Genomic DNA, 17,975 nt, shown 5'->3' on the forward strand with positions numbered 1-17,975 from the left:
AGTGGAGTAACTACCGCTTCTTTAACCTTAACCAGCATCAGCAGTACTGAAAATGGCTATCAATACCGTGCTGTAGTCAGCAATGGAGCCGCTAGCCAATGTAATGCCGTGGCAAGCAGTACAGCTGCAACCTTAACGGTAATTAATTTACCGACCGCTGATGCTGGCACTAATGGTGAAACCTGTTCTAACAGTTCATATGATTTAACTGAATCTGTGCCTTCTGTTAGTAACAACGCTGCAATCCTCTGGTCTTCTGCCGGTGATGGTACATTCTCTGACAATACAATCCTTGAACCGATATATTCTCCAGGTATCAATGACATTAGCAACGGATCCGTAGTTCTAACCCTCAAAGCAACCGGAAATGGGACATGTAATGACACTTCTGACACCATGATTTTAAGTATTACTGCTGAGCCTACTGCTTTTGCAGGTGCTAATGATGAAATTTGTGTGAGTTCAACTTATACAGTAAATGATGCTGTAGTGAATAATAGTGTTGGTATCACCTGGACACATGATGGACTTGGTTCTTTAGCTAATGCTAACTCCTTAACCCCTACTTATTCACCAGTTACAGGAGACGCGGGAAATATTATCATCTTAACTCTTACAGTTACAGGAAATGGGTCTTGCGCTGATGCAGTAGATACCAAAGAATTAATTATCAACGATTTGCCTGTTGCTAATATTACTACAACCGCTACCGAGGTTTGCGAAGCAGATCCTTTCACCTTGGCCGGAACTATTGGTGGTGGTGCTGATAATGGAGAATGGCAAGTCAAAGCCGGGCAAGGGGCTTCGATCGATGCTGCGGGTACACTCGATGCTACTACTGTTAATAATACCGCTTCTTGGGAGGCTATTTACACCCCAAATGGTAGTTATTTCGGTGATGTCATTTTTGAATTTGTTGCATCGGGTTCTGCCACTTGTCCAGATGATATTAAGGAACATACTCTAACTATTAGATCTTTACCTAATGTAACATATCAATCTTATTCATTATGTGAGGATACAGCAGGAAATGGTATTTCTAATGTAAATCTTACTGATTATAATACTGAGGTTACAAGTGAACCTCAGGCAAATGTCAATATAGAATGGTTCACTAACAGTACCTTAACTAATCCAGTGACGGATGAAACTTCTGTAAATGTAAGCAATGGTTCAACTTACTATGCTAAGATTACCTTCAAGTCTACTAACTGTTTCAATGTATCAGAAGTCGATTTCATAGTAAACCCACTTCCAATGGCTACCGCACTCAATAAATCTTATTGCGAAAACAACGTGGGTGATGGTCAGGCCACTGTTGACCTAACTCAGACCCATCCTGAAATAAATAATCAAACAGGAAATTATACATTTGAATGGTTTACTACCGCTGATCTGAATCCTACAAACCAAATTGCAGTTGGGGATTTATCAAACTACACTATAGTAGACAATGATCTTCTTTATGTGAACGTAACCAACACTGATACAGGATGCGAAAACAATACAACAGTTGATTTTCAAATTCTTCCTTTACCTGATGTGGATACTCCAACTGACATTATCGTTTGCTCATTTGAAAATGTAATTACAAATTTCACTGCAAACTTAACTGGGGTGACTTATTCCTGGAATAATGACAATACGGCTTCAGGTATTCCAACTTCAGGTACCGGAAATATTAACGTGAATGCTGATGAAAATTTAACAAGCGTAGATATAGTCAGTACTATTCAAGTTACTGCAACTAAAAATGGATGTGTAAGTTCTGTTAAAACTTTCACAGTGACAGTGAAACCGAAACCAGTAATCAATCTGCAAGCTGATTTAGAAATATGTCCGGGAGATGCAATATCTTCTATAGCTTTAGCTGATGATTCAGGGGGTGCAAGCACCATTACCTGGACAGCAACCAATGCATCTGCCATAGGTCTCCCTTCAAGTTCAGGAACAGGAGATATCCCTGCTTTCACAGCAAACACTAATAATTCAACATCTCCTATTACTTCAAATATCACTATTACGAGTACTTGGAATGGTTGTGTAAGTGATCAGGAAAATTTCGAAATAACTCTCAAACCAACTCCTATCATGAATGCGGTTGCAGATACTGAGCTGTGTGCAGGAGATGTCTATAGTGTTAACTTTACTAATAGCTTATCTACAGGTACAACTTATAGTTGGACGAATAACAATACTGATATTGGCCTTGCAGCTACAGGATCAGGTGATATCAGCTTTACGGTACCATCTAATACTACTGGAAGTAAAATTATAGCCCAAATAACTGTAACTCCTACCAATAATTTATGTCAAGGTCCAGCAGAAGTATTCACCTTAACTTTGAATCCAACTCCAGTCTTTACTGCTTTACCAGATGTAGAGTATTGCTCGGAAGATTCTGTTTCTATTCCTATATTAACAGATTTAACGGCTGTTAATTTCACTTTAACTGTGTCGGACAATTCACTTTTCTCAAGTGGGCCAGTCCTGAATGGTCAAAATATAGAATTCACTACAGCTATAAATACTAGTGGTAGTGATATTACCTCAAACATTACAGTCAATGCTGAAAAAGATGGTTGTGAAAGTAATGAATCTTTTGTAGTAACACTGAAAAACAGACCTGTAGTCTCTGCAGAAGCTGATGAACCATTGCTTTGCGCAGGAGATATGGTAAGCAATAGAACTTTTACTCATGATTCAGGCACAGGAACATTCAGTTGGGAAATCACAAATCCAATTTTAATTGGAGATGGTTCAGCGGCATCAGGAACTGGTGATTTTCCTGGCTTTGAACTAGCTGAAAATATAACTGGTGGTGAAATAGAGGGCTATGTAAAATATCTTAGTGAAAGCAATGGCTGCTTTAGCATTGCTGATTCGTTTAAAATCACATTAAAACCTTCTCCAGTAATATTAAATGTTGATACTACATTTTGTGAAGGTGATTTTGTAAATATTGAATTTTTAAGTAATGTAAATGATGCTCAAATTTATTATTGGACTATTGATAACTTAACAATAGGTATAAATAATAGCTCAGGGGATACAGATCAATTTATAACTCCAGCTGGGTTTACAGCCGTGAATAGTTCTGAAACTAATGATAATGTTGCGAATATAACTGTTTATTCAATTGTAAATGGATGTCAGGGTCCATCTAAAACTTTTGAAGTTAGAGTGTTACCTAATGCTACAATAACAAATACTAATTTGGAATTCACAACTTGTTCTAATGAGACATTTACGTTTATCCCGGAATCAAATATAGCATCCTCTAATTTTGAATGGAGTTTAATCTCAGGTGACACTTCAATTATTGAAGGAATTGAATTATCAGGAACAGGAGATATTATTTTGGACTTGATAAATACTTCAGGTGATTATCAAGATATTGTTTACGAAATAACACCTTTAAATGATAACTGTGTTGGTACTAGTGAGGAAATAACTATTTCAGTAGCACCTGAAATTCAATTTGAAACTATAGAGAATGAATATTTCGTTTGTAGTGAGCAAGAATTTGAGTTACCAATAACTCTGGTTAATAATCTTCACCTTAACGATATTGAATTTGAATGGACTGTTTCAAACAATCAGTCTGGAGCTGTTGACAGTACTGCTACAGTAGTGGGTGGTAATTTGACAAATTCTGTATCAGGTCAAAGAGATACAGTGATTTACACTATTACACCAAAATTACTTGATGGTAGCTGCGCTGGAAATTCTGAAGTAATTTCAGTTATCATTAATCCAAATGCAATTGTGGAAATATTACCTGTGGAAGATATTTGTGAAGGAGATAATTTAACTTTAGAAGCACAGCTTATAAATGGTGCTGGAAGTGGCCAATGGAGTGGCGGTGCGGGCATATTTAGCTCTGTAACATCACCAATCACCACCTATATTCCTAACGAAAGTGAATACGGAAACAATGTAACATTAAGGTTTACAGCAAATGATCCTGATGGAAGCGGTCCATGTACTACTTCATATGATGAAGTTACCTTTACCATTAATCTACTTCCAAATGTAGCCATAACTGGCGACCCATTTCCAAATGATCTTTATTGCATAAGAAACGGAATTCAAGAACTTACTGGAAGTCCAATAGGTGGGGTTTTCTCAGGAAGAGGAGTATTTGAAGAAAATGGAAGTTATTTCTTTGATCCTTCAGTGGCTACTGTTGGTGGTCCATATACCATAACCTATGAATTTACAAATGATAATGGATGCGTTAATTCAGCTGAAACCCCAGTGGAAGTAACAAATGGTCCAAATTCAAATTTTGAAGTAGATACTGACGACAGTGATGGGTTTTTCTGTTCTAATGCTTTTCTTGAACTTGATCCAGCGCAAAACGGAGGGAATTTCAGTGGTTTGGGAATCGTTATCATTGGGGGGATTACCTATTTTGACGGGAATTCAACAGAAGTAGAAGGTTTAGAAGAAGTGGATATCTCTTATACGATTTTTGAAGCAGAAACAAGTTGTACTGCTGTAACTACCAAAACGTTGAAAAGAATTCCTGAACCTGAAATAACAATTAACTATCAGAATTTGTGCGATGTTGATAATGCAGTGCAAATTTTCATAAACCCAGGATATAATTACGAGCAAGATTCATTAATATCTTTTCAACTAGAGTATGAAAGATCTCCAAACAGAATTTATGAAGAGGGACAAATCGAGCAATTTAGCTCTGCAGGTGTAAAAGATATTACTATAATAGGAACAACTGCTTTAGGGTGTGTTTTTGAAACAACTACCACCATAAATGTTGGAAATATTCAAAAAGCAGACTTCTCCGTTAGTAATCTAAAAACCAGTACTTCTGGAGCTGAACCAACCCAATTCACAAATCAAAGTGTACTTGATGTTCTAAATGGAGATCCTAGTATCAATAGAATAATATCATATCAATGGGATTTTGGTGTTCAAGGTGAAGATACGGACACATCATCTCTAGAAAACCCTAGCTATAATTACGAAATAGCTGATGCATATGACGTTCGATTAATCATAGAATCATCTTTAGGTTGCTCTGATACAATTACCAAAACCATAAATATTGTTCCAGCAATTGTTTCATATCCATATTTTGAAACATTCAATGAGAGTTCTGGCGGTTGGTACACAGAATCAATTGATAATATTGAAAGTTCATGGATATATGATTATCCAAATGGTGCATTTGAAGGTAAAAATGATAATCCAAATCCACAGAAAATTTGGAAAACAGCTGCTTATCCTGATAGTCTTCCATCAGGTTATAGAGAAGATGAAAATTCATTTTTAGTAGGGCCAACATTCGATTTAACAGATTTAAAAAAGCCTATGATTGCATTTGATATGTGGTTAGATGTTCAAAGTGAAAACTTTGAAGGTGCTATATTAGAATATACTACTAATGGTGAAAATTGGTTTGTTTTTGGTCAGGTAAATGATGAATTAAATTGGTATAATATTAATACTTCCATTCCTATTGGTGATGAAGAATCAAATCGATTAAATTATGCTTGGAATTTCACAAATGAAAACAGAAACTGGATAAGGGTAGCGCATATCATTAATGATAATTTAATTAATGATCTTTCAAGTGTAACATTTAGAATTAATTTTAAAGGTGATAGATATAGTGGTACTCCGGATGGTATGGCTATCGATAATATCTATGTTGGAGAAAGACAGAAACTCGTATTAATTGAAAACTTTACTAATCTTAATTCAGATAAGTATATCACCAATAGAACAAATGTTGAAAGTTTATTATCTTCTACTATTGGTAAGGATATTTTACCTTTAAATTTCCATATTTCAATTCCTGAACCTGATTCCATTAACATGAGAAATTCTGTTGAAATGGATGCTAGGGCAAGTATTTATAGCATTGAAGAAAGTCCTAAAGTGGTTATTGATGGTGAATTGTTCAATGGTGATATTTTTGATTCTAATGATGAATTATCTCAAGAATTTCAAAATCGAGTAACTCGAAGATCTTTATTGGAACCAACTAATTTAGTAGATATTTTGATAGATGAAAGTGCTGATGAAAATACTATACGATTTAAAGCGACTTTAAGTCCTAATACTGATACTACAAGAAATCTAATCGCTTATTTCTTTGTAGTTGAAGATTCTGTGCCGCAAGTAGATCAATTAAATAATATTGTTCGGAAAATACTTCCTAATATTAATGGTATTAAGCTAAATTCAATTTCCGAAACCACTAATGAAAATTACGAATGGGAAGTTAATTCAATTTATACTAACGATGATTTAGCTATCGCCACAATTGTTCAAGATAGAAATACAAATAGTATTGTAGAAATAAAAATGGTCCCGGTAAATCAGTTTAAAAAACCTAAAAAGGTTCTTAATATTGAAAAAGGATTTGAGTCTCTTGGTTTGAAACTCTATCCTAATCCAAGCAGAGGCAACGTTAATTTAGTTTTCAATCATGAATTAAGAGAAGATTTACAAATCTTCATCCTTGATGCCAAGGGTGCATTGGTTAAGGAATCAAAAATCGAGAAAGGCATCTCCAAAACTGAATTAGATCTAAATGGATTGGCCTCCGGTGTTTACCATATTATAACAAAAAATTCAGAGGGAAAATTGAATAGAAAAAAACTGGTAATCTTAGACTAATCATAAAATTTAATTGGTTTGTAAAATAATCAATTTTTTAAAACCATAATTTCCTGATGGCGTAATTCCAATTATATAATATATTTTGTCAATTAGAATTGTTAATACAATCACAGTTTTATTAAAGTAATTTTTTACTTAATTTTGTGAATTATTAAACCATTGTTTCAACATTTAATATAATTAAATATACATGTCAGATCACGCAAAATTATCATACGCAGGAAAAGATTACGACTTACCCGTTATTGAAGGTACAGAAAAAGAAATAGCTGTTGATATTAGTAAACTCAGAGCTGATACTGGACTTATTACTATAGATCCTGGTTTTAAAAATACTGGATCTACTAAAAGTGCGATAACTTTTTTAAATGGTGAAGAGGGTATCTTAAGATACAGAGGATATTCAATTGAAGAGCTAGCGGAAAAATCATCTTTTCTAGAAGTATCTTATTTGTTGATTTACGGTGAATTACCTACAAAACCTCAGTTAGAGCATTTTCAAAATGAGATTACTACTCACACACTCGTTCATGAGGATATCAAAAAAATCTTAGATGGCTTCCCATCAAATGCGCATCCTATGGGAGTTTTATCTTCATTGGTTTGCTCATTAACTGCATTTTATCCAGAATCCTTAGATCCCAACAGATCAGCTAAAGAAGTTGATTTGAGTATAATCAGAATATTATCTAAAATGCCAACTTTTGCAGCTTGGGCATTTAAAAATCAAATAGGGCATCCCGTAAATTATCCGGACAATGAATTGGATTATGATTCAAACTTCTTAAAAATGATGTTTGCCTTACCTGCTGAAAAATATAAAGTAAATCCAGTGGTTGCTAAAGCTTTGGATACATTATTAATTTTGCATGCAGATCATGAACAAAATTGTTCTACATCAACTGTACGAGTTGTAGGAAGCTCTCAAGCAAGTTTATATGCATCAATATCTGCGGGTATCAATGCCCTTTGGGGACCTCTACATGGTGGAGCTAACCAAGCCGTTTTAGAAATGCTAGAGCAAATAGAAAAAGATGGTGGAGATACTTCTAAATTTATTGCTAAAGCTAAAGATAAAAATGATCCATTCCGTTTAATGGGATTTGGTCATAGAGTTTATAAAAATTTCGATCCTAGAGCTAAAATCATCAAAAAAGCTGCTGATGATGTACTAGATCAATTAGGAGTTGACGATCCATTATTAAATATTGCTAAGGAGTTAGAAGCAATAGCATTGAAAGATGAATATTTCGTAGAGAAAAAGCTTTATCCTAATGTTGATTTCTATTCAGGCATTATCTACAGAGCAATGGGAATTCCTACGGAGATGTTTACTGTAATGTTTGCTTTAGGACGTCTTCCAGGCTGGATCGCTCAGTGGAAAGAAATGAGAGAAAACAATGAGCCTATAGGAAGACCAAGACAGGTTTATACTGGAGAAAATTTAAGATCTTATGTTGATGTGAACAAAAGGTAATTGAATTTAATTAATAATTAATTTTTAAAGTCAATCTATGAATATAGGTTGACTTTTTTAATTTTACAGAAATATTTAAAATACAAATATGAGCTTACAAGAAGATTTCCAAAAAGCAGCTGAAAGATCCAAAACTGATATCAAAGAAAGACCATCTAACGAGGAATTACTTAAATTATATGCGCTCTACAAGCAAGGAGATGAAGGTGATATTACTGGCGAAAGACCAGGTGGTTTTGACTTTAAAGCTATTGCTAAATTCAATGCCTGGGAAGAATTGAAAGGCAAGCCATCAGAGGATGCAAAGAAAGAATATATTGAATTGGTAGATAAATTAGCAAAAGTATAATCAATTGAAATTGCAACAATCTGAAAAAGACATATTTCTAAACCACATAGCTCAAACCTCTCCATTTCCCTTTTTACTGGAAGTAGAGAGCGCTAATGGGATTTATTTGCATACTACAGATGGTAAATCGTATATGGATCTTATCTCAGGAATTGCAGTAAGTAACTTAGGACATCAACACCCTGAGGTGATTGGTGCCGTAAAAAAACAACTGGAGAAGCATATGCACATCATGGTTTATGGTGAGTATGTGCAATCCTCAGTTAATGAATTAGCTAAAATCCTAACAGATAATCTTCCCAAACATCTCAATAGCATTTATTTCTGCAATAGCGGTGCTGAATCTATTGAGGGGGCTTTAAAATTAGCTAAAAGAGTCACTGGAAGAACAGAATTACTGTCTTTTCGAGGAGCTTATCATGGGAGTACGCATGGTGCATTGAGTATTTCGTCTAATGAAAAGAAAAAATACAGATTTAGACCCCTCCTACCCGATGTCGGCTTCTTAAGGCTAAATCAATTTGAAGATTTAAACTTAATTACAGAAAGAACCGCATGTGTGGTAATTGAAACCATACAAGGAGATGCAGGTATCAGAATCCCGGAACAACAATTTCTAGAAGCATTACGCATAAAATGTAATGAAACAGGCGCAATGCTAATTATGGATGAAATTCAATCCGGTATTGGTAGAACAGGAAAACTTTTTGCATTTGAACATTTTGGTGTTGAGCCAAATATTTTATGTTCTGCAAAAGCACTGGGCGGTGGATTGCCATTAGGAGCATTTATAGCTAATAAAGACCACATGGATCTATTTACAAAAAATCCGATGTTAGGTCATATCAACACTTTTGGCGGAAACCCTATGAGTTGCGCAGCAGCAGTAGCTACAATTAAAGTGATATTAGAAGGTGATTTTCTTAATGAAGTAGAACGAAAAGGTGCAAAATTTGAAAAACTAATCAATCATCCTGCTATAGTAGAAGTGAGAAGAAAAGGGATGATGTTCGCCTTTGAATTTGATTCTGATGAAATTGTAAACAAGATTGTCCAGGAGTGTTTAAATAATGGCGTAATCTGTTTTTGGTTCCTGTCATGCCCAGATAGTTTTAGGATAGCTCCACCCCTGACTATAAGTGACGATGAAATTGAAAAAGCTTGTGCAATTATCAATAATGCCATAGAAAAAGCCCATAAATAAGAGGCGTATCTTTAACAACCTTAATTAATCATTATATTTATCCTAAATGGCTGAACAAAGCATTCTTAAAATATATGATGATGAGCAACTTGAACAATTATTAAAAAATCTCAATCGTCAATACGGGAATTCAGAATATGATAATTCAAAACATCAATTATCATTCTTTGAAAAACAATCAATCTCGATCCGCTTACCTTTTTCTTTTACCTACTTAAATCATACACTAAACTCTTCAAATTTCCTTATCATTTTAATCCATTCGGGAGCAGCTGCTTTGGCTTATTCAGAGGAAGTTCAAATAGTGGAACATAAAATGGTGAAAGCCTATATGGTGCGCCAAAAGCAAGGAAAAAGTCAAATAAAGCATCTTAAAACCAAAGGTAAATCAAAGGCGGGTTCTAGAGTCAGACTGGCTGGAACTGATCATTTTTTTGAAGAAATAAACGAAAAAATAGCTGAGTGGGATGAATATTTTGAGATTGACAAAATAGCCATTAGCTGTAATAAGACTTTACAACCCTATTTTTTTAATAGACCTGATGCTGCTTTAAATAAAGATGACGACAGACTCTTTAAAATACCAAAACATATCCAAGAAGCTAATTATGATAATTTAACTTCTATACACAACTATCTTATCTCAGCGGAGTTAAAATTTGATGATTCTAATAAAGAATTCATCACTAATTTAATTTCAGAAATAGATAATGAGTAAGAAGATAAATTGGAAAAAGGAGGCTATTAGCTGGGGCATAATGATAGCAATATTTGGAACATTATACCTCACAGGTTGGCATACGCCTGTAATGGGGAAAATTCAATCTTGGTTTTTAGCCACTCACATTTTCACTCCATCCATTGAAGAGGGAAATACAACACCCTTTAATTTTGATGGGGAATTAGTAACCCCAGAAGGAGAAATCATTGCATACAGTGACCTAAAAGACAAAACAATTTTCATCAACTATTGGGCTACCTGGTGTCCTCCTTGTTTGGGAGAAATGCCTCACATAGAAAAACTTTACCTACAATTAAAAGATAATCCTGATGTCGTCTTTTTAATGATATCAAAAGACAATGACTTTAATAAAGCCATAAAATTCAAAGCTAAAAAGGAGTATGAATTACCGATTTTTCAAGAATTAAAAAGCCCTAAACAATTAAAATCCCAAATATTACCCACAACTTTTGTGATTAAAAATGGTGAGATCGCATTTAGAAAAGAAGGGATGAGCAACTTTAATACAGAGGATTTCAAAAGCTTTTTGGTGGAGAAATAGTTTTTGAAATTTAAGAATTATTTCAAATCCAAATTGGTTTATAGGGGTAAACACCCTATTTTAGGAAGATTATTTTAAAATCCTATAAATTAGTAAGAGATGCATTGGTTAAAGAAAATAGGTTATTTTAGTGCTTTTATAATTCCATCATTAACTATTTTAGGATTCTATTTGGGTGGAATTGCCAATTTATCTACTTTGATTTTTGTATATGCTTTAATTCCAGCAATTGATGCAACTGTTGGCAGAGATCGCAGTAATGTGCCGAAAGACGCTACTAAATCAGTTGCAAATGACTTCTATTATAGATTTATCACCTACTGTTGGACTTTCTTTCAATTAGCTTTTATAATTTGGGCTGTATGGGCAGCATCAACTCAATCACTAAGCATTTTCGAATGGATAACATTTACTATTGCAGTTTCACTTTCAACTGGAGGAATTGGAATTACTGTTGCGCATGAACTAGGCCATAAAAAATCTAAATTAGAACGCTTTTACTGTAAAGTACTTTTAATGACAGTGAGTTATATGCACTTCTACATTGAGCATAATAAGGGTCATCATGTGCGAGTTTCCACTCCAGAAGATCCAGCCACTAGCCGTGAAAATGAAAGCTTCTACGCTTTTTGGTGGAGATCGGTTACAAAAGGTTATTTAAGTGCGTGGGAAATAGAAAACAAGAGTTTGGAAAGAAAAGGCAAATCAAAATTCTCTATTCATAACCAAATGATATGGTTTACGATCTTACCTTTTATTTTTGCAGCTGCTTTAACATTCGGTATTAGCTTAATAATAGGGCAATTTACATGGATTCCATTTGCTTTCTTTTTCGCCCAAAGCTTTTTGGCTTTTTCTCTTTTAGAGGCAGTGAACTATGTCGAGCATTATGGTTTAAGAAGGAAAAAAATCGATGAAAATAGATATGAAAGAGTGGAACCACATCATTCATGGAATGCGAACCATATGGTTAGTAATTTCTTTTTATTTCAATTACAAAGGCATTCAGATCATCATTTCAATGCAATAAAACGTTATCAGGTTTTGGATGATTATGAAAAAGCCCCACAACTTCCAGCTGGTTATCCAACTATGATCCTGTTGGCACATATTCCACCACTATGGTTTAAGGTGATGAATCCAAAATTACAGCAATGGAATAATTTAAAATCAGCGTAAAATTTAAGAATACGAATTATTCTTAATTTGAGTAGCCAATAATGTAACGCATAAAGCCATCAAGGCTATGAAAGTAAAGGAAGCTTGTAGATTAAACCAAGCGGCCAAATATCCAATTAGAGGCGGGCCCAATAAAAATCCAAAAAATCCCATTGTAGATACTGCAGCAAGTGCAACACTTGAACTCATTGTTTTGGATTTTCCTGCCAAACTAAATACTAAAGGTACCACTGAGGATACCCCAGCTCCAATAATAAAGAATGCAACCAATGAAATGACTTTTCCTGGGAACAAAATTAAAATTAATAGGCCAGAAAAATTCAGTGCTCCACTAAAAAACACCACTCTCTTCACACCAAACTTACTTGTAAAATAATCCACAACAAACCTAGTCCCAGCCATGCTTACCATAAAAAAGGTATATGCTAAGCCCAATATGTCTTTTGGAGCATCTACAACCTTTTTATAGTAAACACCACTCCAATCAAACATGGTACCCTCACACATCATAGAGCAAAAGGCTATTACTCCCAACAATAACAATGATTTATCAGGAATTACAAAGATTGGTTTATCTTTATCTTCATCTAAATCTGATTTAATCAGGAATTTAAAACTTATAACAGCTGCAAGAATGCTGGCAACAAAAATGATAGCATAATGATATTGCAATAAAATTTCACTACCAATCATGTAAGCGCCTATAACCGCACCAAAAAAACCGGCCAAGCTCCACATACCATGGAAACTTGCCATTATATTCTTCTTATACTCTTTCTCTAAACTTACTGCTTGTGTATTGATGGCAATATTTACCATATTTCCCATCAATCCAAAAAGAAATAATACTAAGCCAAGTATATATACATTTTCTGATAATGAAATAGCTACTAAAGAGATTAGATAAAGCACAATGGAAAGACGCGTGACTAAAAAGCTGTTCCATTTAGCCACTAATACTCCAGCAATGGGCAAAGATATAAAAGAGCCAATTGGCAACATTAAAAGTAAGGTACCTAATTCTGCTTCTGAAAGAGAAAATTTTTCTTGAATACTAGGGATTCGGGATGCCCAACTTGCAAATGTTAGACCATAACAGAAAAAAATAGTACTAATCGCCCATCTAGCCTTAACTAAGGGGCTTTTAATAAATTGAGTCATTAGAAATGATTATCTAAAAATTCCGGATATAAAGGTTGATATTAGTTAATAATACCATTTTGACCGACCTCTTCTCAACATTTTTCGTACATCACGTATAAAAGCTAAGACCAAGTACAATAAAATTGGGGAACCAAAAGCTAAAAACGAGGAATAAATAAAAAATATTCTAATATGAGAAGTAGGTATATCCATCATTTCACCCAGTCGGGTGCAGACGCCAAAGGCTTGATTTTCGATGAATTGTTGAACTTTTTTCATAATATCCCTTAAATTTAAACAAATAAGGCAAAAGCCTCGTTAATTATTCGATAAAGTTAGATTTCTTTTTTTAAATTTACTAAATACATTGGAATAGTTCCAATATAAATATAATTTCGCATTAACTTCCAAACATAATCAAATAATGAATCAAATGAGACAATTATTTTACGCAGCTGTTCTCTTAGGAACAATGACTTTTTCAGGTTGTGCATTAAACAAGATGATGCAAGCCGCTGAAGAGCAAGCTATCGATGTAACTCCAAATCCTCTAGAGCTTCATGGCGAAGAGGTAGCATTTACTGTAGATTTTCAATTACCATCTAAAATGCTTAAAGACGGAATCACTTATACGGTAAATCCTTATTATGTATATGGCGATAAAGAAATTGCTTTAGATGCAGTTGACTTTATAAAAGCAGATTATCCTAATAGTGATACTGAACCTGTAAAAGCTAGCCAAGAATTTTCTTTTAATTACGAAGAAGATATGAATGTAAAAGGCGAGTTAGTAATGCAAGGTACTGCTACTATTGAGAAAAATGGTAAAACTGCTTCTACTGACAGAAAAACCTACGCAACAGGTATCATTGCAACTTCTCAAATGGTTATGCCATCATATCATGCTGCTTATGCTGATCATGGTTATAACAACAAAGAAGAATTGATGCCAACTAACGTAAACTTCTATTTCGATCAAGGAAGATCAGTTTTAAAATCTTCTGAATTAAGAAGTGATAGAGGTCAAAAATTGAATGCTTTTATAGCAGACAAAAATGTAACAAGAACTGTTACTATTACAGGTACTCACTCTCCTGAAGGTCCAGAAAGAATCAATAGCAATTTATCTGAAGATAGAGCTAAAGCTATTGAAAACTACTACAAAAGACAGATGAGACGTTATGACTATAAAGGCATGGCGGATTCTATAGAGTTTATCTTAAAGCCTGTAGTTGAAGACTGGACTGACTTCAAAAAAGCATTAGCTGCTTATGATGGCATTACTGATGCTCAAAAAAGTGAATATACTGATATCGTAAACGGATCAGGTAGCTTTGTAGAAAAAGAAGATAGATTACAAAAATTATCTACTTATAAAAAAGTATTTAGAGATATCTATCCTGACTTAAGAGCAGCTAAAACTGAAGTTTTAACTGTAAAAGAAAAGAAATCAGATGCTGAAATATCTGTTTTAGCTAAGCAAGTAGCTTCTGAAGAAGTTTCAGCTGATACTTTATCTCTTGAAGAATTAATGTATGCTGCAAGCATGACACCTTCTTTAGAGGAAAAAGCTAATCTTCTTAAGGCTGCTACTAAGAAAAATGATGATAGCCCTGTTGCTCATAACAATTATGGTGCAATTCATTTAGAGTTAGCAATGGATGCTGAAGGTAACGAAATGACTACTTTAGTTGAACAAGCTGTAACTCAATTTGAAATTTCTAATAAGAAATCTGAAAATGCTGAAGCTTATGCTAACCTAGCTACTGCTTATACAATGCAAGGTAACTACGAAAAAGCATATGAAGCAGCTTCTAAAGCTAACGAAATGACTTTAAGTAGTGAAAACGAAAGAGGTTTAATGGGCGTTAAAGGTGCTTTAGAAATCATGATGGGTGATTATAGCGAAGCTTCTACATCATTGAAAAACACTTCTGACTCTGAAGTGAATATGTTTAACAAAGGCTTAGCATTATTGCTTCAAGGAAATTATGAGAATGCAGTAAGCACGTTCGAAGAAGTTGCTGGAAAAACTTCAGGAAAAGGTGTTCATGCAAAATCTCATTACTTAGCTGCTGTTGCAAGTGCTAGATTAGGAAAAGAAGGTGATGTAATTAGCCATTTAGAAAAGGCTACCGCTGCTGATGCTGATTTAAAATCTAAAGCATTATCAGATCTTGAATTTTCTAACTATGCTGCAAACGAAGCATTTAGAAATGCATTAAAGTAATATTTAATTAATATTTTACGAAAGCATCCGCTAGCTAGCGGATGCTTTTTTTTTGCTCAATTTTAATTAAAATCATTTTAAACCTTCTCTTATCAAGAAAAGTTAAGGAACTATTAAGATTGAGTTGGTAATTGACAGTTGAATAACTATTTTTACCCTGTAAAATTTTCAAGATAGATGAGAGAAATTCAATTTAGAGAAGCACTAAATGAAGCGATGTCCGAAGAAATGAGACGTGATGAGAACGTTTTCATTATGGGTGAGGAAGTAGCGGAATATAATGGTGCATATAAAGTAACACAAGGCATGCTGGATGAATTCGGTTCCAAAAGAGTAATTGATACTCCTATTACTGAATTAGGATTCTCTGGAATAGGTGTTGGTGCCGCAATGAACGGAACCCGCCCAATAATAGAATTCATGACTTTTAATTTTTCATTAGTAGCGATTGATCAAATCATTAATTCTGCTGCTAAAATGATGAATATGTCTGGTGGCCAATTTAACGTTCCTATCGTTTTTAGAGGAGCTACAGGAAACGCAGGTCAATTGGCTTCACAACATTCCCAGAACTTCGAAAATTGGTATGCAAATACTCCTGGACTAAAGGTAGTTGTTCCTTCTAATCCTTATGATGCTAAGGGTCTATTAAAATCTGCCATCAGAGATAATGATCCTGTAATCTTCATGGAGTCTGAATTAATGTATGGTGACAAAGGTGAAGTTCCTGAATCAGAGTATCTGGAACCAATTGGTAAAGCTAAAATCACGAAAGAAGGAAGTGATGCTACATTAATTTCTTTCGGTAAAATGATGAAAGTGGCTCATGCTGCAGCTGAAGAAATGGAAAAAGATGGTCACTCAATAGAAGTGATTGACTTAAGAACTGTAAGACCAATTGATTATGTGACTATTTATGAATCCGTAAAGAAAACCAACAGATGCGTTGTAGTAGAGGAAGCATGGCCTCTTGCATCTATTTCTGGTGATTTAGCATTCAATATACAGAAAGCAGTTTTCGACTTTTTAGATGCCCCTATATTGAGAGTCAATAGTTTGGATGTACCAGTTTCTTATGCTCCTACTCTTTTAGAAGCTGTTTTACCTAATAAAGAAAAAACAGTAAAAGCATTAAGAAAAGTAATGTACTTAGATTAAAAATTATTACCATTTATAGAAAAGGCTAATCTCTAAACGGATTAGCCTTTTTTGTTATCGATCAAATACAAATTTCCTTTCTATTAAACTTTCACACAAAATCCTATCTAATACTGCCGATTAATGTATCTCCTGGTTTTCTGTTATTATTAAAATAAATTTCTAACTTATTTTAATAATACATGCAACTACTCAAAATTTCCTGAGTCTTTGATATAGATTTAAGAAAATTGGAAAAGAATAGTATACACATTCATCATGATTTGATAATCAGCTGTAAAAATGGCGACCATAAAGCTTATAAAGAATTATATATGTTTTATGCAAAATCAATGTTCAACATTGCTTTAAGAATTTTAAAGAATAGAGACGAAGCAGAGGACATTACACAAGAAGCATTTATAAAAGCTTATTATAAAATCAATCAATTTGACTTCCATGCTTCTTTTGGTGCTTGGTTAAAGAAAATAGTGGTCAACCAGGCATTAGATTTCTTAAGAAAAGAAAACAAATGGAAAATGGATGAATTGAGTGATGAAAATATACTTGAAGAAAACGAAATAGATTGGGAAGATATTGATTTAAGAGTTGATTCCGTTAAAAAAGCAATTCATAATCTTCCTACAGGATTTAGAGCAGTAGCCAGTTTATATTTATTTGAGGGATATGAACATAAGGAAATTGCAGAAATACTTTCAATTTCAGAAAATACCTCTAAATCTCAATTTCACAGAGCAAAGAAGAAAATAAAAGAGTTTATAAGACAATATGAAGCGGTCAATGACCGGCCTATTATTTGAACATATAAATCTCGATGATTTAATTTTCTACCAAACAATATAATTCGAGGCAAAATAAAACAGATGAAAAGGGTAACAGACAAACTGGAGCAATTTATCAAGGATAATAAAAACGATTTTGATTCAGATTTTAATCCTGAAAATAGTTGGGACAAAATTGAATCAAAAATATCAAAAAATAAGGGCAGTAATAAATCTGTCTGGATGATGGCTGCATCAATTGCAATTCTACTGTCATTAGGGTGGTTAATTTATGATAGAGCACAATTAACTGACAAAATCAATGAATTGGAAAATCTATCAGTGAATAATAAGCCCTATTCAGAGATAGAATCATTTTACCAGCAAAGCATTGAAGAAAAAACACTACTGGTGAATACTATTTCAACAGAAAAGAATATTAAAGTTAATACGGATTTAAAATCCTTAAATAAAAAATACGAGGACCTAAAAGCTAAAGTAAAAGAACAAGGAGGGCATCCGCAGTTAGTAAAT

At 33.9% G+C, this 17,975-nt stretch carries 13 protein-coding genes; 11 read left to right on the forward strand and 2 right to left on the reverse strand.

The window, feature by feature from the left end; genetic code table 11:
* From Q0L29_RS08800 to Q0L29_RS08830, 7 genes are all read left to right on the forward strand, one after another.
* Positions 1 to 6,654, forward strand: a 6,654-nt coding sequence (locus Q0L29_RS08800; protein ID WP_296620908.1) for a PKD-like domain-containing protein, incomplete at its 5' end; no start/stop codon positions are given.
* A gap of 193 nt (positions 6,655 to 6,847) precedes the next feature.
* Entirely contained in the window at positions 6,848 to 8,134 is a 1,287-nt protein-coding gene (locus tag Q0L29_RS08805; protein WP_296620910.1) for a citrate synthase, read from the forward strand.
* Between the two features lie 88 nt (positions 8,135 to 8,222).
* Positions 8,223 to 8,483 carry an acyl-CoA-binding protein gene (locus tag Q0L29_RS08810; protein WP_296620911.1) on the forward strand — a complete coding sequence of 87 codons (261 nt, stop codon included), beginning with the start codon at positions 8,223 to 8,225 and terminating at the stop codon, positions 8,481 to 8,483.
* Between the two features lie 10 nt (positions 8,484 to 8,493).
* Entirely contained in the window at positions 8,494 to 9,687 is a 1,194-nt protein-coding gene (locus Q0L29_RS08815; protein ID WP_296620913.1) for an aspartate aminotransferase family protein, read from the forward strand.
* A 46-nt stretch (positions 9,688 to 9,733) separates the two neighbouring features.
* The gene (locus tag Q0L29_RS08820) at positions 9,734 to 10,405 is read left to right on the forward strand and encodes a hypothetical protein (protein ID WP_296620915.1); all 672 of its coding nucleotides are present in this window, start codon (positions 9,734 to 9,736) and stop codon (positions 10,403 to 10,405) included.
* Positions 10,398 to 10,970 carry a TlpA disulfide reductase family protein gene (locus Q0L29_RS08825; protein ID WP_296620917.1) on the forward strand — a complete coding sequence of 191 codons (573 nt, stop codon included), beginning with the start codon at positions 10,398 to 10,400 and terminating at the stop codon, positions 10,968 to 10,970. Before Q0L29_RS08820 ends, Q0L29_RS08825 begins: the two co-directional genes overlap by 8 nt.
* 99 nt (positions 10,971 to 11,069) lie before the next feature.
* Entirely contained in the window at positions 11,070 to 12,149 is a 1,080-nt protein-coding gene (locus tag Q0L29_RS08830) for an alkane 1-monooxygenase (RefSeq protein ID WP_296620919.1), read from the forward strand.
* Between the two features lie 3 nt (positions 12,150 to 12,152).
* On the opposite strand, the gene Q0L29_RS08835 is transcribed toward Q0L29_RS08830, so the two are convergent.
* The gene (locus tag Q0L29_RS08835) at positions 12,153 to 13,310 is read right to left on the reverse strand and encodes an MFS transporter (RefSeq protein WP_296620922.1); all 1,158 of its coding nucleotides are present in this window, start codon (positions 13,308 to 13,310) and stop codon (positions 12,153 to 12,155) included.
* A 45-nt stretch (positions 13,311 to 13,355) separates the two neighbouring features.
* Entirely contained in the window at positions 13,356 to 13,571 is a 216-nt protein-coding gene (locus Q0L29_RS08840) for a PspC domain-containing protein (RefSeq protein WP_296620924.1), read from the reverse strand.
* Between the two features lie 154 nt (positions 13,572 to 13,725).
* Between Q0L29_RS08840 and Q0L29_RS08845 the strand changes: the two genes are divergently transcribed.
* The 4 genes from Q0L29_RS08845 to Q0L29_RS08860 form a co-directional block, all read left to right on the forward strand.
* Positions 13,726 to 15,522, forward strand: a complete 1,797-nt coding sequence (locus Q0L29_RS08845; protein ID WP_296620925.1) for a tetratricopeptide repeat protein — start codon at positions 13,726 to 13,728, stop codon at positions 15,520 to 15,522.
* A 177-nt stretch (positions 15,523 to 15,699) separates the two neighbouring features.
* A complete protein-coding gene (locus tag Q0L29_RS08850) occupies positions 15,700 to 16,680 on the forward strand; it encodes a pyruvate dehydrogenase complex E1 component subunit beta (protein WP_296620927.1) in 981 nt (326 codons plus the stop codon).
* Between the two features lie 230 nt (positions 16,681 to 16,910).
* Positions 16,911 to 17,480 (forward strand): RNA polymerase sigma factor, encoded by a 570-nt coding sequence (locus Q0L29_RS08855; RefSeq protein ID WP_296620929.1) that lies wholly within the window; start codon positions 16,911 to 16,913, stop codon positions 17,478 to 17,480.
* 63 nt (positions 17,481 to 17,543) lie between these two features.
* A partial coding sequence (locus Q0L29_RS08860) for a hypothetical protein (RefSeq protein ID WP_296620931.1) occupies positions 17,544 to 17,975 on the forward strand: 432 nt, incomplete at its 3' end.

Origin of the sequence: Marivirga sp. (genome assembly GCF_024636815.1) — a bacterium.
Classification (GTDB): Bacteria; Bacteroidota; Bacteroidia; order Cytophagales; family Cyclobacteriaceae; genus Marivirga.

Excerpts from the sequence above, each read along its gene's own strand:
- Q0L29_RS08810 (WP_296620911.1), top strand. The coding sequence starts at position 8,223 with ATGAGCTTACAAGAAGATTTCCAAAAAGCAGCTGAAAGATCCAAAACT.
- Q0L29_RS08820 (WP_296620915.1), top strand. The coding sequence starts at position 9,734 with ATGGCTGAACAAAGCATTCTTAAAATATATGATGATGAGCAACTTGAA.
- Q0L29_RS08835 (WP_296620922.1), bottom strand. The coding sequence starts at position 13,310 with ATGACTCAATTTATTAAAAGCCCCTTAGTTAAGGCTAGATGGGCGATT.
- Q0L29_RS08805 (WP_296620910.1), top strand. The coding sequence starts at position 6,848 with ATGTCAGATCACGCAAAATTATCATACGCAGGAAAAGATTACGACTTA.
- Q0L29_RS08840 (WP_296620924.1), bottom strand. The coding sequence starts at position 13,571 with ATGAAAAAAGTTCAACAATTCATCGAAAATCAAGCCTTTGGCGTCTGC.
- Q0L29_RS08830 (WP_296620919.1), top strand. The coding sequence starts at position 11,070 with ATGCATTGGTTAAAGAAAATAGGTTATTTTAGTGCTTTTATAATTCCA.
- Q0L29_RS08845 (WP_296620925.1), top strand. The coding sequence starts at position 13,726 with ATGAGACAATTATTTTACGCAGCTGTTCTCTTAGGAACAATGACTTTT.
- Q0L29_RS08825 (WP_296620917.1), top strand. The coding sequence starts at position 10,398 with ATGAGTAAGAAGATAAATTGGAAAAAGGAGGCTATTAGCTGGGGCATA.
- Q0L29_RS08850 (WP_296620927.1), top strand. The coding sequence starts at position 15,700 with ATGAGAGAAATTCAATTTAGAGAAGCACTAAATGAAGCGATGTCCGAA.